Raw genomic sequence first — 20145 nt, 5'->3', positions numbered from 1 at the left:
TCGGTCAGTAACCGATACAACGTGTAGCGTTTACTTCCGCTGCGCCTGGCGCAGCGACGGCGAGGTTCCTTGACCGGGCGATCCGCTGAGCCCTACGTTGCGAATCGTTGACGGCGAGTAGCGGGACGTAACTGTGGGGTGACGCGATCTCGATGGCGCTGACCCTCGTGTCCACACGAGTGAACGGAGCCCTGTCGATGATCATCGGAGCAGAATCGACCCCGCCAGCGGGCGGCGCTGAGACCAGCGAGATCTTCATCGCCGGCGCCATCGCAGGCGTCGTGATCCTCTTCTTCGGATGGGTGATCCTCAGCGAACGGGCGGGCAAGCCCACCTTCGTCAGCAAGCTGGCTGACTGGATCGCCGAGCTCGTCAAGCTGCCCCGCTGGGTGGCACTTCCGGCGGGCCTCGGCCTGCTGTCGGTGCTGTCCGCCGGCTGGGGCGTGTGGTGGGACGTCCCGATCCACATGCAGAACGGCCGGGACTCCGGCCCGCTCGCCAACCCGAGCCACTACCCGATCTTCCTGGGCATCCTCGGCTTCACCCACGCCGGCCTGCTCAGCATGGGTCTGGCCCGTGACCCGCTCCCCCGCCACACCATCAAGCTCGCCAAGAACTGGCGGGTACCGCTCGGCTCGGTGATCATCACCGGCGCCGGCATGATCGCCCTCGTCGGCTTCCCGGCCGACGACCTGTGGCACCGCTTCTTCGGCCAGGACGTCACCGAGTGGGGGCCGACCCACGTGATGATGATCGGCGGCGCCGTCACCTTCGTGCTCGGCATCCCGCTGCTCCTCGCGGAGGCCGCCCAGGTCAGCGCACCGCGCACCTCCGGCATCATCGGTCGCTTCCTCGGCGCCCTCGGCATCACCGTGTGCGGCATCCCGTTCGCGTTCCTCATGGAGTTCGACCTCGGCGTACCGCAGTTCCCTGCGGTCACCCAGTTCATCATCTTCGCGTTCCTGGCCGCCTGGATCGGGTGCGCCGTACGTCTGTGGCTCGGGCCGGGCGGTGCACTGCTGGTCGCCACCGGGTTCTGGATCGCCCACAGCTTCCTCTGGGTGAGCATCTGGGTGCTGCCCGACGTGCTCACGGCCCGCTTCCTGCTGCTCTGGCCCTCGGCGATCATCATCGAGCTCGTCGCGCTGGCGATGCAGCCCAAGAAGAAGGACCGCGCGGTCCCGTTCGTCATCGTGTCCGGCCTGCTGGTCGGCTCGGTCGGCATGTACGGCGAGTGGCTCTGGTCGAAGTTCTTCATGCCGCTGCCGCAGCCCTTCAACGCCGACACGGTGCCGTTCATGCTCGGTGTCGCGACGGTCGCGGGCCTCGGCGGCGGCCTGATGGCCTCCTGGATGGTCAGCCGGCTCCGCATCACGGGCAGCAGCACGCCGCCCGAGCCCGGCCCGCTCCCCCGGCGCCACCTGGGTCTGGTGGGCCTGGTCATCTTCGTCGGCCTGATGGGCGCGTTCGGCGTACCCAAGGCACCCGAGACGTACGCCGGCACCGTCACCTTCAGCGAGGTCAGCACCGGCGGCACGTCCTGCCCCGGTGGCGAGGAGAAGTGCCTGGCCCGCGTGACCGTGAAGTTCCAGGGCGAGGACCCGGTGCCGGACGCCGTCTGGTTCTACGCGCTCGCCTGGCAGGGCAACCCGAAGGGCTCGCCCGACGACGTGCCGCGTGACCCCGAGCAGGACGTGCCCGGCATCGTCCGCACCGAGCTCCAGTCCACCGGCAACCCGGGCGAATATCGGACCAAGGACCCCATCCCGCTCTACGGCCCGTGGAAGACGCTGCTGCGCCTCCACGTCGCGCCGAGCGCCATGATCTCGTTCCCGGTCTACGCGCCCGACGACCCGGCGATCAAGGGCTCGCAGGGGCGTGCCGTGATCATCGAGAACGGCGAGACGGTCAAGACGCAGCTCGAGAGCAAGTTCCTGCAGCGGGAGAAGAAGGAGAACATCCCGACGTGGGGCTGGGCGGCCGGCTACTCGCTGGTGATCGCCGCCTGGCTCGCGCTCCTCCTCTTCTACGGATGGTGCTACAACCGGGCCTCGCAGCCCGAGGCGCCGATGCCCGCCAAGGTGAAGGAGACGGTATGAGCATCGACGACCAAGTCATCCTGATCACCGGTGGCGCGCGCGGCATCGGTGCGGAGACGGCCAAGGCGCTCGCGGCCAAGGGCGCCCGGCTCGTCCTGACCGACCTCGACCGCGACGCGCTCGACGCCACCGCGAAGGAGATCGGCGAGGACCGTTGCCTCGCTGTCGTGGCCGACGTCTGCGACCTGGCGTCCATGGAGGCCGCGGTCAAGGCCGGGGTCGAGAAGTTCGGGCGCCTGGACACCGCGGTCGCCAACGCCGGCATCGCGTCCTACGGCTCGGTCCTGGGCACCGACCCGGCGGCGTTCAAGCGGGTGCTCGACATCAACGTCCTGGGCGTCTTCCACACCGCCCGCGCGGCGCTACCTGCCCTCATCGAGAGCAAGGGCTACTTCCTCGTCGTCTCCTCACTCGCCGCGTTCGCGGCGGCTCCGGGCTTGTCGGCCTACAACGCCAGCAAGGCCGGCGCCGAGCACTTCGCCAACGCGCTGCGGCTCGAGGTCCATCACCAAGGGGTCGCCGTCGGCTGCGCCCACATGTCGTGGATCGACACGCCCCTGGTCCAGGACGCCAAGAAGGACCTGTCGACCTTCGCCGAGCTGCTCACCAAGCTGCCCTACCCGCTGAGCAAGACGACCTCGGTCGACGCCTGCGTCAAGGCGTTCGTCAAGGGCATCGACAAGCGCTCCCGCCACGTCTACTGCCCCGGCTGGGTCCACGGCGTCGGCCTCAACCGCAACGTCGTCAACTCCGCGGCCGGGTCGCGAGCGCTGCTCCCCCACGTCGCCGACCTCCTGCCCCGCATGGATGCCGAGGTCGCCGCGCTCGGACGCTTCACCAGCGCGCGCAACGTCAGCAACGCCGCAGATCCCGCCGCCACCAAGGAGTGACCATGAGCAAGCACCACTACGACGTCCTCATCGTCGGCGCCGGTCTCTCCGGGATCGACGCTGCCGTCCACATCAGCAAGGCGTTCCCCAAGAAGAAGTACGCCATCTTGGAGCAGCGCGGCGAGCTCGGCGGCACGTGGAGCCTGTTCAAGTACCCCGGGATCCGCTCCGACTCCGACATGTACACCCTCGGCTTCGGCTTCCGCCCCTGGGACGGCAAGCACGCCATCGCCGACGGCGCCGACATCCTGCGCTACCTCAAGGACACCGCTCACGAGTACAAGGTCGACAAGCACGTCCTCTACCACCGCAAGGCGACCACCTACGAGTGGTCCTCCGACGACAAGCGTTGGACGGTCACGGTCGCCAACAGCGAGTCCGGCGAGACCGAGACGCTGACCTGCGACTTCCTCTTCAGCACCAGCGGCTACTACAACTACGAGGCCGGCTACACGCCCGACTGGCCCGGCTTCGACAAATATGCCGGCACGGTGGTCCACCCGCAGTTCTGGCCCGAGGACCTCGACTACACCGGCAAGCGGGTCGTGGTGATCGGGTCCGGCGCGACTGCCGTGACCCTCATCCCGTCCATGGCCGACAAGGCCGGCCACATCACGATGCTGCAGCGCACCCCGACGTTCATCGTGAGCCAGCCGAAGATCGACCCGATCGCCGAGACGATCAAGAAGATCGCCCCCAAGAAGCAGCGCGCCAAGCTGATCCACGCGCGCTACGCCGCCATCACGATCGGCTTCTACGAGTTCTGCCGCCGCAACCCGACGGCCGCGAAGATCCTCCTCAAGCGCTGGGCCAAGATGCACCTGCCCAAGGACTTCGACTACGACAAGCACCTGACGCCGCCGTACGCCCCGTGGGACCAGCGGCTCTGCGTCGTCCCCAACGCCGACCTGTTCCGGGCGGTCCACAGCCACCAGGTCGACATCATCACCGACCACATCGAGAGGTTCACGAAGACCGGCATCACGCTGCAGTCGGGCGAGCGGCTCGCCGCCGACATCGTCGTGACCGCGACCGGCCTCGACGTCGTCGCCATGGGTGGCGCGGAGTTCATCGTCGACGGCGAGAAGATCGACATGGGCCAGCGGTTCACCTACAAGGCGCTGATGCTGAGCGACGTCCCCAACTTCGCCTTCGTCATCGGCTACTCCAACGCCTCGTGGACGCTGAAGGCCGACCTGGTCTGTGAATACGTCGTCCGCCTGCTCAAGCACATGGACAAGCACGACCACAAGGTCGCCGTCCCGCGCATCGCCGAGGGCATGGAGCCCGCCCCGGTCCTCGACCTCACGTCGGGCTACATCCAGCGCGCTGCCGGCAAGCTGCCGTCGGCCGGTGACCGCGACCCGTGGCGGCTCAAGCAGAACTGGTACTTCGACAAGAAGTTCCTGCGCTCGAGCAAGGTCAACGACGGCGTCATCGACTTCAGTTGAGCAGGCCCGTCAGCAGGCCAGTCAGGGGCCCGCTCAGGAGTAGGTGACTCGGACGGTGTCCGTCGTGGGCACCGACTGGCAGCCCAGGCGGATGCCGTCCGCGAGGTCCTCGCTGTCGAGCACGTCGTTGTGGAGCATCCGGACGTCGCCCTCGATGAGCCGGATCGCGCAGGCTGAACACTCGCCCTCGCGGCAGGAGTACGGCGCCTTGACGCCCTTACCCTCGAGGAAGTCGAGCAGTCGGACCTTCGGGTCCCAGTCGTCGAAGGTGTGCGACTCACCGTCGAGCTCGACCTCGAGCTTGACCGGACCGGCGAGCGTCGGCTCGTCGGAGACGGCGTCCTCGGGGTCGTTGCCGTCGTCGGACTGCGCGATCTCGCTCTCTGCGAGGCTGAGCTCCTCGATGTCGCCGAACGGGTTGCCGCCCAGCGAGACGAACTTCTCCTGGTGGCGGCGTTCGCGCGGGAACTCCAGCTCACGCAGCACCGTCGTGACCATTTTCATGTAGGGCGCGGGGCCGCAGACGAAGGAGTTGTAGTCGAGGTAGGGCTCGACGAACGCCTTGATCTGTTCGGGGCTCGGGATGCCCTGGACCGACTCGAGCCAGTGGACGACCTGGAGACGCTCGGGGTTCTCCGCTGCGAGACGCGTGAACTCCTGGGCGAAGATGACCGACTTCTCGTCGCGGTTGGCGTAGAAGACGACGATCTTGCCGGTGCCCTGGTCGAGCGCGGTGCGCGTGATCGACATGATCGGCGTCACGCCGCTGCCGCCCGCGAAGAGCAGCAGGTCGGCGTCGATCGAGGCCGGGGTGAAGATGCCCGAGGGCGGCAGGACCCGGAGGGTGTCGCCGACTTTCAGGTTGTCGCAGATCCAGTTGGACGCGTAGCCCTCGACGGTCCGCTTCACGGTGACCGTCAGCGGGCCGCCGTCGTGGGGGCTGCTCGAGAGCGAGTAGCAGCGGGCCGCGATGCCCGTCTGGTCGCTCGGCACCGCCACGGTCAGGAACTGTCCGGGCTTGTAGACGAACTTCTCGGGCGCGTCCGCGGGCACCTCGAAGCTGACCGAACGGGCGTCGGCGGTCTCGTCGATGACGTCGACCACGGTCAGCAGGAAGGACTCGATGTCCACAGAAACTCTTTCTTAGTAGCCGTCTTCGGCACCGACCGGGATCTCACCCGATCGGACCGCGGCGTCGATGCTAGCCGTCATGCGAGGGCACGCCTGGTGCGTGTCCCGGCCACCGGTTGGTGTCCTTCGACACAGCTCCGGGCATGCTGCGCGCGCTTCCGCGCTCCACTGGATCGACGTGTGGTGGTCGCTGTTCTTCTTCGCCGTGACCTTCGCGAGGCAGTCGAGGCACTGCACCTCGACCATGCGCGCGGTGGTGTAGAGCCGCTCTTCCTCGAGAGTCTCTGCGCTCTTCGGGACGAAGGAGGCCATCAGTGGCTCACGGGCTCCTCGGCAGCGCGCTTCGCCAGGTTGTCGGCGACCTCGGCGTGCCAGTATTCGTTGGCCTTGGTGGTGTCGACCTCGAACTCGAAGCGGTCGGTCATCTCCGGCTTGATGTCGGCGACGTCGGTGTAGAACTGCTCGTACCACCGGCGCAGCTGGTAGACGGGACCGTCCTCCTCGCAGAGGAGCGGGTTCTGGACCGCGACCTTGTTCTCCCAGATGTGCACGTCCTGGAGGAAGCCGTCACCGAACGACTCGGTGTAGCGCTCGGCGATGTAATTGACGGTCTTCTCGTCGAGGCCCTCGGGCTTCTGGACGGCGATGCCGTACTGCAGCGTGAACGTGTCGGGGCCGGTCGGGATGTGGCAGTTGATGAGGATGACCTCGGTGATGAAGCCCTTGTAGTCGACCGTGAGCCAGTTGATCATGTACGACGGCCCGTAGTAGGTCGCCTCCGACTTGAGCGTCGAGTTGGCGTCGCTGTAACCGCCCTCGGTCTTGTCCGGGCGGCCGGTCGACTCCATGAACTGGGTCGCGGTGTGGCCCTCGAAGATGTTGCGGAAGCTCGTCGGGAAGGCGAAGTGCACGTAGTAGAAGTGCGCCATGTCCGCGACGTTGTCGATCAGCTCGCGGCAGTGCGAGCCGTTGATCTGCTTGGTGTGCCACGACCAGTCGGTGTACTTGTCGGTCATGACCTCCGGCAGCTCCGGCGGCAGGATGCTGTGGTCCGCGGCCGAGCCCTCCGGGTCGTTCCAGATGAGCAGCTGACCGTTGACGATCGCGGTCTCGTAGCGCTGCGTGCGAGCGCGCAGCGGCACCCGGCGCGCGTAGGGGATCTCCTTGCACTTGCCGTCGCCACCCCAGCGCCAGTCGTGGAACGGGCAGGCGATGTTGTCGCCCTTGACCTCACCCTGGGTGAGGTCGCCGCCCATGTGCCGGCAGAAACCGTCGAGCACGTTGAGCTCGCCCTTGGAGTCCTGCCAGATGACCAGCTTGGTGCCGAACCCCTCGATCGAGTGCGGCTTGCCGTCCGAGTACGTCGAGGCGAGGCCCAGGCAGTGCCAACCGCGCGCGAAGCGGATCGGCGTCGTCCCCTGGTCCAACATACGGGTGTCACTCATGTAGAACACGTTACAGTTTTGCGGGTAGTCTGACAACGAACACCCGCTGAGTCGGGCTTGATTCCCGTCACAGAACAGCCACATCGCATCAACTCTTGGAGGCCTCGTGCACGTCGATCTGGAGCCGCAGCAGGTAGCCCTGCGCGAGGAGCTGCGCGAGTACTTCGCCAACCTCGTCACGCCCGAGGTCCGTGCTGGGCTGTCCGCCGCGACCAACGAGTTCGACGAGGGCGAGGAGGGCCAGGCCCGCAACGCCGGCGAGTTCGGTGATGCCAACGTCTACAAGAGCGTCATCAAGCAGATCGGCGCTGACGGCTGGCTCGGCATCGGCTGGCCCAAGGAGTACGGCGGCCAGGACCGCTCGATGATCGAGCAGCTGATCTTCACCGACACCGCGGCGATCGCCGGCGTGCCGATCCCCTACCTGACGCTCAACACCGTCGGGCCGACGATCATGCGCTACGGCACCCAGGAGCAGAAGGACTACTTCCTCCCCAAGATCCTCGCCGGCGAGCTGCACTTCTCGATCGGCTACTCCGAGCCGGGCTCGGGCACCGATCTCGCGTCGCTGCAGACCAAGGCCGTCCTCGACGAGTCCACTGGCGAGTGGGTGATCAACGGCCAGAAGATGTGGACGTCGCTCATCCAGTACGCCGACTGGATCTGGCTGGCCTGCCGCACCGAGCCCGACCAGCCGCGCCACAAGGGCCTGTCGATGATCCTCGTCCCGGCCAACGCCGAGGGCGTGACCTACACCCCGGTCCACACGGTCGCCGGCGTCGGCACCAGCGCGACCTACTACCAAGACGTCCGGGTGCCCGCCTCCAACCTGATCAGCGAGCGCGGCGGCGGCTGGGCCTTGATGACCAACCAGCTCAACCACGAGCGGGTCTCCCTCACCTCGGCAGCGCCGCTCATCCACTCGCTGCGGCTGGTCAAGGACTGGGCGTCCACCACGACCAACCCCGACGGCAGCCGGGTCATCGACTCCGAGCTGGTCCAGGTCGCCCTCGGTCGGGCGCACGCCCGCGTCGAGGCGCTCTCGCTCATCAACTGGAAGCTCGCCGCCGACGCCGACCACGGCGTGGCGCTCTCCCCCGCCGAGGCATCGGCCACGAAGGTCTACGGCTCCGAGCTCGCGACCGAGGTCTACCGCAGCCTGATGGAGATCGTCGGCCCGCACTCCGGCATCACCGGCACCTCCCCCGGCGCTGCGATCGCCGGCCGCCTGGAGCGGTTCTACCGCTCCTCGCTGGTCATGACCTTCGGCGGCGGCACCAACGAGATCCAGCGCGACATCATCGGCTACGTCGGACTCGGCCTCCCGGCCGCCAAGCGCTGAGAACCGAGAGGACGAATCAGATGGACTTTCTCTTCACCCCCGAGCAGGACGAGGCCGCAGCCCTCACCGCCGAGATCCTCGGCGACAAGGCGACCAACGAGCGCATGAAGGCCGTCGAGGCCGCGGGCGACCGTTTCGACCGTGAGCTGTGGGCGACGCTCGGCGACGCCTTCGACTGGAGCGAGCTCGACCTCCTCGAGCTCGCCCGCGTGCTGGTCGAGGTCGGCCGCAAGGTCGCGCCCGTCCCGCTCGCCGTGCACGCCGCGTGCATCACCTTCCTCACCGGCGCCGGCCAGTCGGCCGACCGCTCGCTCTACGCGGCCGCCGTGGCCGAGGAGCGCTCGCACCTGCCTGCCGCCCCGACGGTCACCGCTGACGCGGACGGCAACCTGACCGGCGTCAAGACGCTCGTCCGGGCCGGCATGGCCGCCGACGCGCTGCTCGTCACCGCGACCGGCCCCGACGGCGTCGGCGTCTACCTCCTCGACCCGACGGCGTCCGGCGTCACGCTCCAGGCACAGCGCACCAGCGACGGCGACAACGCCGCGCTCGTCACCCTGGCGGGCGCACCCGCGACCAAGGTCGGCGACGCGGAGGCGGCGGTCCGTCTGGGCGAGCTGCTCATCGTCTGTGCTGCGGCCGAGCAGCTCGGCGTGACCGAGGGAGCGCTGGCCCTCACGGCGTCGTACTCCAAGACGCGCGAGCAGTTCGGGCGCGCGATCGGCACCTTCCAGGCCGTCTCGCAGCGGCTGGCCGACGGCTTCATCGACGTCCTGGGCCAGCGGCTGACCTTGTGGCAGGCCGTGTGGCGCCTCAGCGAGGGCCTCCCCGCCGCGACCGAGGTCGCCGTCGCCAAGCTCTGGGCCGCCGACGCGGGCCACAGGATCGCGCACACGACCGTCCACGTGCACGGCGGTGTCGGCATCGACCTCGACGGCGAGGCGCACCGCTACTTCACGACCGCCAAGCGTTTCGAGTTCCTCTTCGGCGGCGCGACCGAGCAGGCCTTGGCCATCGGACGGTCGTTCGCCTGACAGTCTTGGCCAGGTGACCCCACCTGACGAGACGGCCGACGGCCTCATCGAGGTCCTCGCCCGCCGGTTCCTGACGACCGACGAGGCGCGGCCCGAGAAGGTCGAGCGCTGGCACGCCCGCGGGCGTCGTACGGCGCGGGAGAACCTCGCCGACCTCGTCGACGCCGGCTCGTTCGTCGAGTACGGCCGGTTCCTCACCGCGGCCCAAGAGCAGCGCCGCGATCTCGCCGACCTCGTGCTCCAGACGCCTGCCGACGGCATCGTCGGCGGCACGGCGGAGGTCGATGGTCAGCCGTGCGTGGTGATGTCCTACGACTACCTCGTGCTGGCCGGCACCCAGGGCATGCGCGGGCACCGCAAGACCGACCGGCTGGTCGACACGGCCCGCCGGATGCGCCTCCCTGCGGTCTTCTTCACCGAGGGCGGTGGCGGACGACCCGGTGACGTCGACATCCCGTTGGTCTCCGCGCTCGATCTCGACCTCTTCGCGCTCTGGGGCGCGCTCGACGTGCCCAAGATCGCCGTCGTCTCGGGCCGGTGTTTCGCCGGCAACGCCGTGATCGCCGGGTGCGCGGACCTGCGGATCGCAACGCCCGACGTCAACCTCGGGATGGCGGGCCCCGCGATGATCGCGGGCGGCGGACTCGGCGATTTCGCCCCCGAGGAGATTGGCCCGGTCGCCGAGCAGAGCGCCAACGGCGTGCTGGACGTGGTCGTGACCGACGAGGAGGAGGCCGTCGAGGTCGTTCGGCGTCTGCTCGGCTATCTCCGGGGGCCGGCCGCTCCCGGGGTGGCGCCCGACGGAGCGCTGCTGCGTGACCTGCTGCCGGAGAACGACCGCGAGGCGTTCGACGTACGCCCGATCATCGACGGGCTGGCTGACGAGGACAGCATCACCTGGCTCCGTGAGGAGTTCGGGACCGAGCTGGTCACCGCTCTCGTCCGCATCGAGGGCATCCCGGTCGGCGTCATCGCCAACCAGTCGACCCAGCTCGCCGGGGCGATCACGAGCGACGCGTCGATCAAGGGCGCCGACTTCCTCGACCTCTGCGAGCGGTGGCGCATCCCCGTCCTCTCGCTGGTCGACACGCCGGGCTTCATGGTCGGCCCCGAGGCAGAGCGCACCGGCCTGGTGCGCCACGCCTCCCGGATGGTCACGGCCGGCGCCGGGCTCACGGTGCCGCTCGTCGGCGTCGTCCTCCGCCGCGGCTACGGGCTAGGGGCTCAGGCGATGCTCGGCGGCAGCACCCACCAGCCGCTGCTCACGGTCGCCTGGCCCGGCGCCCACCTGGGCGCGATGGGGCTGGAGGGCGCGGTCCGCCTTGCTCTCGCCAAGGACCTGGCCGCGATGCCCGAGGACGAGCGCGAGCGCACGGTCGTCGAGCTGACGGCCAGCTATCGCGAGCACGCCAAGGCCCTCAACGCCGCCCGGCTCAACGAGATCGACGACGTGATCGACCCGGCCGAGACCCGGGCGATCGTGGCTGCGACCCTGCGTAGAGCCCTCGGCGCCTGACTAGTGGAGCAGCCCGCGGGCTGCGCCCTTGAGCCTCACGACGTAGAAGCCGCTCGTCGCGTCGGTGTACCAGATCGAGTCGTGCGCGACGTCCCACCCGGGCTGCGACAACGCGTTGCTGCCCTTCTTCCCGGGCTGGTTGAAGTAGGCGACCTCGCGCGGGTGCTCGAGATCGGAGATGTCGAAGACCCGGAGGCCCGAGCCGATCATCGAGCAGGCGGCGATCCGCGGGTTGTCGCGGGTCGGGACCGAGCAGTAGTGCGCGGCGTAGCCACCGACGGGGCTGTTGGCGCCGGGGTCGGCGAGCACGTCCTCGGTGCGGTTCTCCGGCTGGTGGACCTGGAGGCGGAGCCCCGAGACCACGAACGGGTCGCTCGGGTCGTCGATGTTGATGATCCGAGCCGCGCCGACAGGACCGTTGGTGCGGAACGTGAAGCCGTCCCCGAAGAGGTCGCTGAACTCGTCGACCTCGAGCAGGTAGTGGTGACCGTCGCGGTCGAAGGGCTCGGCGACCTGCGGGATCGAGGCCTCGGGCCACTGCAGCCGGCCCACCTCGTGGATCTTCGGGTTCGCCACCCGGTCGTTGACCTCGGAGACGTCGAAGATCCGCAGACCGGGCTGGTCCAGGATGCTGTTGCTGTTGGGCGTGCCCATGTCGGCGACGTACATCGTGTCGCCGTCGGTCGAGAACCGGAGGCCGTGGGAGACCAGGCCCGGGTGGCTGAGGATCGGCCGCGGCAGACGCGGGTTGGTGAGGTCCACCGCGGTCATCAGGAAGCCGGCCGAGCCGGAGGACCAGAAGGTCTTCCCGTCGGGCGAGAAGCCGCTCTCGTGGCCGAAGATCGCCGACGGCGTCGATGAGAGCAGCTTGGGGTGACGGCAGTCGGTCTTGACGTCGTAGACGTCGAGGATGCCCGGTGCCGTCAGCAGGTTGCCCATGACCGCGGCAAGCAGGCCGCGCTCGGGGTTGACCACCAGCGACTCGTGCGGGCTCAGCATCGCCGGGGTGATCAGGTTGGCCGTCTTGCGCGGGGCGGCCGGGTTGGTCATGTCGAGCACGACCACGCCCAGGCCGGTGCCGTTGAGCAGGTTGGTGATGGCGTCGGCCGGGAACATCCGCGTCGAGTCGTAGAACGCGCAGACGTGGCCCTTGGCGTCGGTGTAGCGCAGCGCCTTGAAGCCGCCGGTCTTGCCGTGGTGGCCGACCAGCTCGGTGTTGCACCGGTAGCCCTGTGCCGCGCGGCCCGACGTGTAGTCAGCAGCCGGCACCCGACCCTGGAGGTCGGTCTCCGGCAGGGAGCCGGGCCCGCAGTTCGCAACCGGTACGGCGTCGGCGAGCTCTGCCGAGTCCTCACCCGTCGCGGCCACCAACCCACCGGTGGCGACGGCACCCGCCGCCACGACAGCCAGCACTACCTGGCGCCAGCCGGCGCCCCCCAGACGGCTCATGCGTCAGATCCCCGCGATGCCGTCGAGCTTCTTGACCGTCGCCTCGAACTCGGCGACCAGGTCGGCGACCACCTCGGAGACCGGGCGGACCTCGTTCATCCGGCCGACGATCTGACCGACCGGCATCGAGATCACGTCGGGGTCACCGGACGCGTTGATGCGGTTGTGGGCGTCGGAGACCAGCAGGTTCTGCAGCGGCATCGGGAGCGGCGCCGGGGCGTCCTCCTCGGTCCAGGCCTCGGTCCACTTGGTCTTGAGCAGGCGGGCCGGCTTGCCGGTGTAGATGCGGGTGCGGACGGTGTCCGACGACGTCGCGCGCAGGAAGGCGGTCTCCCAGCCGGTGTTGCTGGCCAGGTTGCGGTATTCCTCCGTGCCGAGCCAGATCGAGCCCGTCCAGACGCCCGCAGCGCCGAGCGCGAGGGAGGCGGCGATCTGCCGTCCGGAGCCGATGCCACCGGCGCCGAGCACCGGGACGTCGGGACCGACCGCGTCGACGATGTCCGGGGTGAGCACCATCGAGGCGATCTCGCCCGTGTGGCCGCCGGCCTCGTAGCCCTGGGCGATGATGATGTCGACGCCGTTGGCGACGTGCGACACGGCGTGCTTGGGGGCACCGGCGAGCGCGGCGACCTTGAGGCCGGCCGCCTGGCACTGCTCGATCACGTCGTTGGGCGGGGTGCCCAGGGCGTTGGCGATCAGGACCGGACGGTGCTGGAGCGCGACGTCGACGTGCGAGCGCGCCATCGAGTGCAGCCAGCCGAGGACGCCCTCGCGACCCTCGCCCTCCGGCAGCGGCGGGACGCCGAGCTTGAGGAGCGTCTCGTCGACCCACTTCTTGTGGTCGTCGGGGATGTAGGTCGACAGGTCGGTCGACGTGCCCTCGGTGGGGACCTTCATCGGCATGACGACGTCGACGCCGTACGGCTTGCCGTCGGTGTTCTCGTCCATCCAGGTCAGGACCCGGTCGAGCTCCTCGGCGTCGTTGAAGCGCACGCAGCCGAGGACACCGAGGCCGCCGGCGCGGGAGACAGCGGCCGCGACGTGCTCGGAGGGGGTGAAGGCGAAGATCGGGTATTCGATGCCGAAGGCGTCGCAGAGGTGGGTGCGCATCAGGCGTTGGCTCCGTTGTCGGTGGGCTGGGCATCGAGGGTCTGGGCACTGCCGGCCTGCTGGGCGCTGAGCGCCAGGTCCTTGGCGGCGGGATATTGCGCCTTGCCGGTGGCGTTGCGCGGGATCTCGTCGACCAGCGTCAGCACGCGGGGCAGCTTGTAGCCGGACAGGTGGGCGCGGAGGAAGGTGCGCAGCTCCTCGAGCTCCACCTTCTGGCCGTCGCGCGGCTGCACGACGGCGGCGACGGTCTGGCCGTACTTCTCGTCGGGCAGGCCGACCACCAGCACGTCGTAGACCGAGGGGTGACCCTTGATGGCCATCTCGACCTCTTCGGGGTAGACCTTCTCGCCGCCGGTGTTGACGCAGTTGGAGCCACGACCGAGCAGGGTGATCCGGTTGCCCTCCTCGATCCGGGCGAAGTCGCCGGGGATCGAGTAGCGGACGCCGTCGATCTCGATGAAGGTCTTGGCCGACTTCTCCGGGTCCTTGTAGTAGCCCACCGGGACGTTGCCCGAGCGGGCGGTCCGGCCGACCTTGCCGACGTCGGTGGCCGGGTCCAGCAGCCGGTTGTCGTCGTCGAGGACCACGGTGGTCGCGGGGATCGACACGACCGGGCCGTCGGTCGACAGCGCGCTGGCGTCCTGGAGGCCGGTGCCCTGGAAGCCGGTCTCCGAGGAGCCGACGGAGTCGGTGAAGACGGCGTTGGGGAACTTCGCCATCCAGCGCTCCTTGATGGCCTTCGAGAAGATCGCGGCGCTCGAGGCGATCGCGAAGAGCGTCTGGCCGCTGTACGGCGTGCCGGACTCCTCGGCTGCCTCGTACGCCTCGATCAACGGGCGCGCCATCGCGTCACCGGTCATGAACATCATCTGGACGCCCTGCTTGTCCACGATCTCCCAGGTGCGGACCGGGTCGAACTTCGGCTCGAGGATCGTGTTCTGGCCGGCGAAGAGGTGCATGAGCAGCGACGCCTGCGCGCCACCGTGCATCAGCGGGCTGAGCGGCAGGGTGATCAGGCTGTCCTGGAGCGCCTTCTTCGACTGGTCGTACTCCTCGAGCGGCTCGCCCGTCATGAAGTCGATGCCGCCACCGAGCACGCGCCAGAAGTCCTCGTGGCGCCACATGACGCCCTTCGGGTAGCCGGTGGTGCCGCCGGTGTAGATGATGTGGAGGTCGTCGGCGCTGCGGTCGCCGAAGTCGCGGGCGTCGCTCTGGCCGGCAACCGCGTCGGCGAGCATGACGCCGCCGAAGGGGGTCACGTCGGAGGCGTCGTCGACGTCGATCGGGTCGGGCAGGCCGACGAAGGTCTTCAGCTGGTGGTGCTTGGGGGACACCTCAGCGACCAGGTCGGCGTAGACCCGGTCGAAGACCAGGCCCTTGAGGTCGGCGTTGTCGAAGATGTAGTCGAGCTCGCCGGCGACGTAACGGAAGTTCACGTTGACCGCGACCGCGCGGATCTTGAGGATCGCGAGCAGCGCGATGACGTGCTCGATGCTGTTCTTCGCGTAGAGACCCACGTGGTCTCCGGCGGCGAGGCCGCGGTCGGCAAGGAAATGGGCGAGCTTGTTGGACTCGGACTCGAGCTCGCCGAAGGTGATCACCCGGTCCCCGACCTGTACGGCGGGCTTCTCGGGGACGACGTCGACGGCGTGCTCGAACAGGTCTGCGATGTTCAGGGCCACGCTTCCAAGACTAGAACACGTTCCAGTTTTTCGCTAGCGTGGCCCCCGTGAGTGATTGCCTCGTCGAGCAGGACGGCCACAAGCTGGTCGTCACCATGAACCGTCCCGAGCGGCGCAACGCGCTGTCCTCCGAGATGCTGCGCATCATGGAGTCCGCGTGGGACCGCGTGAATGAGGACCCCGAGATCCGCGTGTGCATCCTCACCGGCGCCGGCGGCTACTTCTGCGCCGGCATGGACCTCAAGGCCGCCGACGAGAAGCCGCCGTCGGAGAGCTTCGAGTCCGGCGAGTACGACCCCACGGTCATCAAGGGCCTGCTCAAGGGCTTCCGCCTCACCAAGCCGCTCATCGCGGCCGTCGAGGGTCCCGCCATCGCGGGCGGCACCGAGATCCTCCAGGGCACCGACATCCGGGTCGCGGGCGAGTCGGCGAAGTTCGGCGTGGCCGAGGCCCGATGGAGCCTCTACCCGATGGGCGGGTCCGCCGTACGTCTCCCCCGCCAGATCCCCTACACCGTCGCCGCCGAGCTCCTGCTCACCGGCCGCACGCTTCTCGCCCCCGAGGCCAAGGAGCTCGGCCTGATCGGGCACGTCGTGCCGGACGGCCAGGCGCTGGCCAAGGCCCACGAGATCGCGGACATGATCGCCGCCAACGGCCCGCTCGCCGTGCAGGCGATCCTCAAGACGATGCGCGACTCCGAGGGCAAGCACGAGGACGACTGCTGGAAGGACGACGCGCGCGTCGGCGCCGCTGTCTTCTCCTCCGACGATGCCAAGGAGGGCCCGCGCGCCTTCCTCGAGAAGCGCCCGCCGGCCTTCAAGGGCGCCTGACCGCGCCGCTTCTCGCGTTATAGGTTCGCGGGCATGGCGCCCGCGGACCTGATCGGACTGGCGGCCGGCGCTGCGATCTGCGGCGTCGTGTCGTGGGTCAGCATCCGGCGCGGGATTCGCGCCCGACGAGAGGCCGCGGCACGCGCGGTCGGGATGCCGGCGTACGCCGCGCACCGCGAGTGGGACTTCACGCCCAAGGACAAGCGGCTGCTCGGCCTCTTCGACGGCGAGCCGTTCGACCAGGGCACCGGCCGTACGGCGACCCACGTCTTCCGCGGCCGCCACGGACGCCGCGACTTCGTCGCCTTCGACCTCGGCTACCTCACCCGCTCAGGCGGAGGCAGCTACACCCGCGGCGTCCAGCACCACCACTCCGTCGTCGCGGTGCGCCACGGCCTGACTCCGGACCTGACCCGGCCCGAGGTCGTCCGGGCGATGACGCTCGAGGGCGACCCGCCCTGGCGCCTCTGCGGCGACTGGCTGCTGGTCACCCGCGAGGGACTGCACACGCCGGAGGAGGTCGAGGCGAAGCTCGTGATCATCCACGCTCTCCTCGACCGGTTCCCCCGCTGACGCGCGCCCGTCGGTCAGCCGACGGAGCGCTCCCCCGTCCAGTACTGCGCACGCAGGGCCTTCTTGTCCGGCTTGCCAAGCGCGGTGAGCGGCAGCGCGTCGGTCACGATGACGTCCTTGGGCACGTGCACCGAGCCCTTGCGCTCCTTGACCGCGGCCTTGATCTCCTCGGTCATGGTCGCGATCGACGCCTCGTCGGTCGGCGCGTCCGGACGGAGTACGACGATCGCGGTGACCGCCTCGCCGAACTTCTCGTGCGGCGTACCGATCACGCCGACCTGGGCGACCAGCGGGTGCTCGGCGACGACGTCCTCGACCTCGCGCGGGAAGATGTTGAAGCCGCCGGTGACGATCATGTCCTTGGTGCGGTCGACGATGTACCAGAAGCCGTCCTCGTCCTCGCGGGCCACGTCACCGGTGTGCATCCAGCCGTCACGGAACGTCTCGGCGGTCTGGTCGGGCAGCTGCCAGTAGCCGCCGGTCAGCAGCGGACCGGCGACGCAGATCTCGCCGGGCTCACCCTGCTTGACGGGCTCGCCGTCCTCGCCGAGGAGCGCCGTACGGATGAAGGCCGCCGGGCGGCCGCAGGACGACAGCCGCTTCTCGATCGGCTTGCCGTCGGCGTCGACGTGGTCGCCCTTGGCGAAGTAGGTGATGGCCATCGGCGCCTCGGACTGGCCGTAGTACTGGGCGAAGATCGGGCCGAACCGCTCGATCGCCTCCTTGAGGCGGACCGGGTTGATCGCCGAGGCGCCGTAGTAGACGGTCTCGAGCGAGGACAGGTCGCGGGTGTGCGAGTCCGGGTGGTCCATCAGCGCGTAGAGCATGGTCGGGACGACCATGAGGGAGTTGATCTTCTTCTCCTCGATGGTCGCCAGCACCTCGGCCGGGTCGAACCGCGCAGAGACGAAGAGAACCCCGCCCTTGAGCACGTTGGGCACGAAGAAGGCCGCGCCGGCGTGCGACAGCGGGGTGCACATCAGGAAGCGCGGGTTGGCGGGCCACTCCCACTCGGCGAGCTGGACCTGGCTCATCGTGTTCATGGCGCCGACGGTGCCGATGACGCCCTTCGGCTTGCCCGTCGTGCCGCCGGTGTAGACGAGCGACACGATGTGGTCGGGCGCGAGCAGGCGCGCCTCGAGCGGCACCGGGTCGAAGGTCGCCGCCACGGCCGTCAGGTCGGAGCCGACCGCCGCGAGCGACTCCGGGACCGGACCGATCGTGAGGACCTGCTTCAGGCCGGGGCACTTGTCGAGCAGCTCGAGCGCCCGGGCCTCGAAGTAGGGGTCGATGATCAACGTGTTGATGCCGGCGTCGTTGATGACGTAGGCGTGGTCGTCGGCAGAGCCGAGCGGGTGCAGCGACGTGCGCTGGTAGCCCTGGGTCTGGCCGGCACCCAGGATGAACAGCACCTCAGGACGGTTGAGCGCGAGCAGCGCGCCCGGCGAACCGGTCCCCGCGCCGAGCGACTCGAACGCCTGGACGTACTGGCTGATCCGCTCCGCCACCTGGCCACCGGTCAGCGTCACGTCGCCGAGGTGGATCACCGGGCGGTCCTTGTGACGCTTGAGGGCGGCCACCATCAGGTGTCCGTTGTGGGCTCCGGTCCGCAGCGTGTCGTCCGTCATGGGCGCAAGACTAGAACGTGTTCTAGTCCCGGGCAACCACTACCCCGCCTCTTCGAGCGGGACCTCCAGCGGAGCGACTCCCCCGAGCCGGCGGTGGTAGCGCACGTGGGCACCGTGCGCCTCGAGCGTGCGCCACAGCGCCTGGTGCGCTGTCCACGGGAGCGGCTCGGCGCCGTGGCGCCAGCTGTCGCCGAAGCTGATCCACACCGGCGTCCAGGTCGCCGCGAGGTCCCAGGCGCCACGTTGGCTCACCAGGAGGGTCCGCCGCAGTTGGAACGCCCGACGTTCGCCGTCAGCACAGATGGGTGCTGTCGCCACCGGCCACAGCCGTAGGTCGAGCTCCATCAGCTCGAGCTCCAGGTCCGCGAGCACGCGTGGATCCACCAGGACGGTGGCGACGTTCTCATGCGGGGCCCGCATCATGCCCGCACGCTAACCGACGCGTCATGCTGGGCACATGCGATTCACCGAGCACGAGCTGACCGTGGCCCTCACGGGCGTGGCCAAGTCCGTGCACGCGCACAGCAAGGTGGTCCGCAAGCGCAAGCTCGACCCGGACGCCGCCTGGGAGGAGTTGAGCCGCTACGAGCGGTTCCAGCTCCTCGACGGCCTGGGCAACCAGGTCCTCCCAGCACTGGTCGCGCTGCCCGACGTCGAGGTCACGCCGGGCACCCGGCCGACCTACACGGCCGAGCAGGTGCGTCTGGTCGTCGAGGAGCAGGTCGGAGACGACCTCGGTCGCGTACGGCGAGCAGTGGTCGTCAAGGCGCGCACCCTGCTGGTGCAGAACGCGCTCACGCACCTGCCGCCGCGGCTCGACCCCGACGCGCTCCAGCACCACCCCGAGGGCGGTTCAGGGGGCTAGGCGGGCAACTAGGCCAGGAGCTCCGCGACGCTGCGCACCTCGTCGGCGCTGCGGCAGCTGAGGAGCAGCGTGGTCACGCCGGTCTCCTCCCACTGCGCGACGCGCTCCTTGACGTAGGACGCGTCGCCCACGATGTGCATGTCCTCGACGAGGTCGTCGGGGATGAGCGCCGTGGCCTCCTCGCGCTTCTGTGCGAGGAAGAGCGCCTGCACCTGGTCGGTGATGGCGCCGTAGCCCATCCGCTCGAACACGTTCTTGTGGAAGTTCTGGTCCTTGGCGCCCATGCCGCCCATGTAGAGCGCGATGACCGGCTTCATCCCCTGGATGACGGCCTGCCGCTCCTCCTCGCTGGTGGTCACCTGGAGGTGGCAGGTCGCGGCGATCTCGAAGGTCTCCCGCGTACGGCGAGCACCCTCACGCGCGAAGCCCTCGTCGAGCCACGGCTGGTACATGCCGGCGCTCTTGGGCGTGTAGAAGATCGGGATCCAGCCGTCGGCGATCTCGGCGGTCTGGGCGACGTTCTTGGGACCCTCGGCGCCGAGCCAGATCGGGATGTCGGCACGCAGCGGGTGCACGATCGGCTTGAGCGGCTTGCCCAGGCCCACCGAGCCCGGCCCGTTGAACGGCAGCGGGTAGTGCGGGCCGTCGTTGGTGACCGGGGCCTCGCGGGCGAGCACCTTGCGGATGATCTCGACGACCTCGCGGGTGCGGGCGAGCGGCTTGGCGAAGGGCTGGCCGTACCAGCCCTCGACGACCTGGGGACCGCTCACGCCCATGCCGAGGATGAGGCGGCCGTTGGTGAGGTGGTCGAGCGTCAGGGCGTGCATCGCGATGGAGGTCGGAGCCCGACCGGACATCTGCACGATCGAGGTGCCGAGCCGGACCCGCGAGGTGTCCTTGCCCCACCAGGCGAGCGGGGTGAACGCGTCGCTCCCCCAGGCCTCGGCAGTGAAGATCGCGTCGAAACCAGCATCCTCGGCCGCGGCGACGATCTCGCCGACACCCTGCGGGGGCTGTGCGCCCCAGTAGCCCAACTGCAGTCCCAGCTTCATGAGACACATGATGCCCTACTTGAAGCCGAAACTAGAACGTGTTTCACT

18 protein-coding genes are annotated in these 20145 nt (G+C 69.1%); 9 read left to right on the top strand and 9 right to left on the bottom strand.

Translation table 11 applies throughout. The features are described from left to right. Window positions 1–179 precede the first annotated feature (179 nt). From F0U44_RS18170 to F0U44_RS18160, 3 genes are read left to right on the top strand one after another with little or no spacing between them, the layout of a single operon-like run. A complete protein-coding gene (locus F0U44_RS18170; protein ID WP_149729769.1) occupies window positions 180–2099 on the top strand; it encodes an ABC transporter permease in 1920 nt (639 codons plus the stop codon). Further along, a complete protein-coding gene (locus tag F0U44_RS18165) occupies window positions 2096–2989 on the top strand; it encodes an SDR family oxidoreductase (protein WP_149729768.1) in 894 nt (297 codons plus the stop codon). The genes F0U44_RS18170 and F0U44_RS18165 overlap by 4 nt, the downstream gene beginning before the upstream one ends. 2 nt (window positions 2990–2991) lie before the next feature. After that, window positions 2992–4440 (top strand): flavin-containing monooxygenase, encoded by a 1449-nt coding sequence (locus F0U44_RS18160; protein ID WP_149729767.1) that lies wholly within the window; start codon window positions 2992–2994, stop codon window positions 4438–4440. A 33-nt stretch (window positions 4441–4473) separates the two neighbouring features. Here F0U44_RS18160 and F0U44_RS18155 read toward each other — a convergent pair whose 3' ends face one another. Genes F0U44_RS18155 through F0U44_RS18145 form a run of 3 tightly spaced genes read right to left on the bottom strand, consistent with a single transcriptional unit; the run spans window position 4474 to window position 7016 of the window. Next, window positions 4474–5571: a ferredoxin--NADP reductase gene (locus F0U44_RS18155; RefSeq protein WP_149729766.1), complete on the bottom strand. Its 1098-nt coding sequence runs from the start codon at window positions 5569–5571 to the stop codon at window positions 4474–4476. A gap of 12 nt (window positions 5572–5583) precedes the next feature. Further along, the gene (locus F0U44_RS18150; RefSeq protein ID WP_149729765.1) at window positions 5584–5883 is read right to left on the bottom strand and encodes a hypothetical protein; all 300 of its coding nucleotides are present in this window, start codon (window positions 5881–5883) and stop codon (window positions 5584–5586) included. Continuing rightward, the gene (locus F0U44_RS18145; protein ID WP_149729764.1) at window positions 5883–7016 is read right to left on the bottom strand and encodes a 3-ketosteroid-9-alpha-monooxygenase, oxygenase component; all 1134 of its coding nucleotides are present in this window, start codon (window positions 7014–7016) and stop codon (window positions 5883–5885) included. Before F0U44_RS18145 ends, F0U44_RS18150 begins: the two co-directional genes overlap by 1 nt. Before the next feature lie 106 nt (window positions 7017–7122). Between F0U44_RS18145 and F0U44_RS18140 the strand changes: the two genes are divergently transcribed. The 3 genes from F0U44_RS18140 to F0U44_RS18130 are packed head-to-tail and all read left to right on the top strand — an operon-like array spanning window position 7123 to window position 10908. After that, a complete protein-coding gene (locus F0U44_RS18140) occupies window positions 7123–8358 on the top strand; it encodes an acyl-CoA dehydrogenase family protein (RefSeq protein WP_149729763.1) in 1236 nt (411 codons plus the stop codon). Between the two features lie 20 nt (window positions 8359–8378). After that, the gene (locus F0U44_RS18135) at window positions 8379–9392 is read left to right on the top strand and encodes an acyl-CoA dehydrogenase family protein (protein WP_149729762.1); all 1014 of its coding nucleotides are present in this window, start codon (window positions 8379–8381) and stop codon (window positions 9390–9392) included. Between the two features lie 13 nt (window positions 9393–9405). Beyond that, window positions 9406–10908 carry an acyl-CoA carboxylase subunit beta gene (locus F0U44_RS18130; RefSeq protein ID WP_149729761.1) on the top strand — a complete coding sequence of 501 codons (1503 nt, stop codon included), beginning with the start codon at window positions 9406–9408 and terminating at the stop codon, window positions 10906–10908. Here F0U44_RS18130 and F0U44_RS18125 read toward each other — a convergent pair whose 3' ends face one another. Genes F0U44_RS18125 through F0U44_RS18115 form a run of 3 tightly spaced genes read right to left on the bottom strand, consistent with a single transcriptional unit; the run spans window position 10909 to window position 15149 of the window. Continuing rightward, a complete protein-coding gene (locus F0U44_RS18125) occupies window positions 10909–12357 on the bottom strand; it encodes an LVIVD repeat-containing protein (protein WP_149729760.1) in 1449 nt (482 codons plus the stop codon). Window positions 12358–12360: 3 nt separating this feature from the next. Continuing rightward, window positions 12361–13467: an NAD(P)H-dependent flavin oxidoreductase gene (locus F0U44_RS18120; RefSeq protein WP_149729759.1), complete on the bottom strand. Its 1107-nt coding sequence runs from the start codon at window positions 13465–13467 to the stop codon at window positions 12361–12363. Beyond that, window positions 13467–15149, bottom strand: a complete 1683-nt coding sequence (locus F0U44_RS18115) for an acyl-CoA synthetase (RefSeq protein ID WP_149729758.1) — start codon at window positions 15147–15149, stop codon at window positions 13467–13469. Before F0U44_RS18115 ends, F0U44_RS18120 begins: the two co-directional genes overlap by 1 nt. A gap of 47 nt (window positions 15150–15196) precedes the next feature. Between F0U44_RS18115 and F0U44_RS18110 the strand changes: the two genes are divergently transcribed. Beyond that, complete coding sequence (locus F0U44_RS18110) at window positions 15197–15979, top strand: crotonase/enoyl-CoA hydratase family protein (RefSeq protein WP_246160610.1); 783 nt, start codon at window positions 15197–15199, stop codon at window positions 15977–15979. A gap of 33 nt (window positions 15980–16012) precedes the next feature. Next, on the top strand, window positions 16013–16552 hold the full coding sequence (locus F0U44_RS18105) for a hypothetical protein (RefSeq protein WP_149729756.1): 540 nt from the start codon (window positions 16013–16015) through the stop codon (window positions 16550–16552). Between the two features lie 14 nt (window positions 16553–16566). On the opposite strand, the gene fadD8 is transcribed toward F0U44_RS18105, so the two are convergent. Both fadD8 and F0U44_RS18095 read right to left on the bottom strand, forming a co-directional pair. Then, a complete protein-coding gene (fadD8, locus tag F0U44_RS18100; RefSeq protein WP_149729755.1) occupies window positions 16567–18180 on the bottom strand; it encodes a fatty-acid--CoA ligase FadD8 in 1614 nt (537 codons plus the stop codon). Window positions 18181–18219: 39 nt separating this feature from the next. Then, complete coding sequence (locus F0U44_RS18095; RefSeq protein ID WP_149729754.1) at window positions 18220–18603, bottom strand: hypothetical protein; 384 nt, start codon at window positions 18601–18603, stop codon at window positions 18220–18222. Between the two features lie 34 nt (window positions 18604–18637). On the opposite strand from F0U44_RS18095, the gene F0U44_RS18090 reads away from it, so the two are divergent. Then, a complete protein-coding gene (locus F0U44_RS18090) occupies window positions 18638–19045 on the top strand; it encodes a hypothetical protein (protein ID WP_149729753.1) in 408 nt (135 codons plus the stop codon). A gap of 8 nt (window positions 19046–19053) precedes the next feature. Here the strand turns inward: F0U44_RS18090 and F0U44_RS18085 are convergent, their stop codons facing one another. Then, window positions 19054–20097 (bottom strand): LLM class F420-dependent oxidoreductase, encoded by a 1044-nt coding sequence (locus F0U44_RS18085; protein WP_149729752.1) that lies wholly within the window; start codon window positions 20095–20097, stop codon window positions 19054–19056. Between the last annotated feature and the right edge of the window lie 48 nt (window positions 20098–20145).

Source organism: Nocardioides humilatus (assembly GCF_008373755.1).
Lineage (GTDB): Bacteria > Actinomycetota > Actinomycetes > Propionibacteriales > Nocardioidaceae > Nocardioides > Nocardioides humilatus.
The sequence above is the reverse complement of the archived record's forward strand: the minus strand, read 5'-3'. Positions and strand labels throughout refer to the sequence as shown.

Excerpts from the sequence above, each read along its gene's own strand:
- F0U44_RS18095 (WP_149729754.1), bottom strand. The coding sequence starts at position 18,603 with ATGATGCGGGCCCCGCATGAGAACGTCGCCACCGTCCTGGTGGATCCA.
- F0U44_RS18105 (WP_149729756.1), top strand. The coding sequence starts at position 16,013 with ATGGCGCCCGCGGACCTGATCGGACTGGCGGCCGGCGCTGCGATCTGC.
- F0U44_RS18160 (WP_149729767.1), top strand. The coding sequence starts at position 2,992 with ATGAGCAAGCACCACTACGACGTCCTCATCGTCGGCGCCGGTCTCTCC.
- F0U44_RS18165 (WP_149729768.1), top strand. The coding sequence starts at position 2,096 with ATGAGCATCGACGACCAAGTCATCCTGATCACCGGTGGCGCGCGCGGC.
- F0U44_RS18090 (WP_149729753.1), top strand. The coding sequence starts at position 18,638 with ATGCGATTCACCGAGCACGAGCTGACCGTGGCCCTCACGGGCGTGGCC.
- fadD8 (WP_149729755.1), bottom strand. The coding sequence starts at position 18,180 with ATGACGGACGACACGCTGCGGACCGGAGCCCACAACGGACACCTGATG.
- F0U44_RS18145 (WP_149729764.1), bottom strand. The coding sequence starts at position 7,016 with ATGAGTGACACCCGTATGTTGGACCAGGGGACGACGCCGATCCGCTTC.
- F0U44_RS18150 (WP_149729765.1), bottom strand. The coding sequence starts at position 5,883 with ATGGCCTCCTTCGTCCCGAAGAGCGCAGAGACTCTCGAGGAAGAGCGG.
- F0U44_RS18125 (WP_149729760.1), bottom strand. The coding sequence starts at position 12,357 with ATGAGCCGTCTGGGGGGCGCCGGCTGGCGCCAGGTAGTGCTGGCTGTC.
- F0U44_RS18135 (WP_149729762.1), top strand. The coding sequence starts at position 8,379 with ATGGACTTTCTCTTCACCCCCGAGCAGGACGAGGCCGCAGCCCTCACC.
- F0U44_RS18120 (WP_149729759.1), bottom strand. The coding sequence starts at position 13,467 with ATGCGCACCCACCTCTGCGACGCCTTCGGCATCGAATACCCGATCTTC.
- F0U44_RS18085 (WP_149729752.1), bottom strand. The coding sequence starts at position 20,097 with ATGAAGCTGGGACTGCAGTTGGGCTACTGGGGCGCACAGCCCCCGCAG.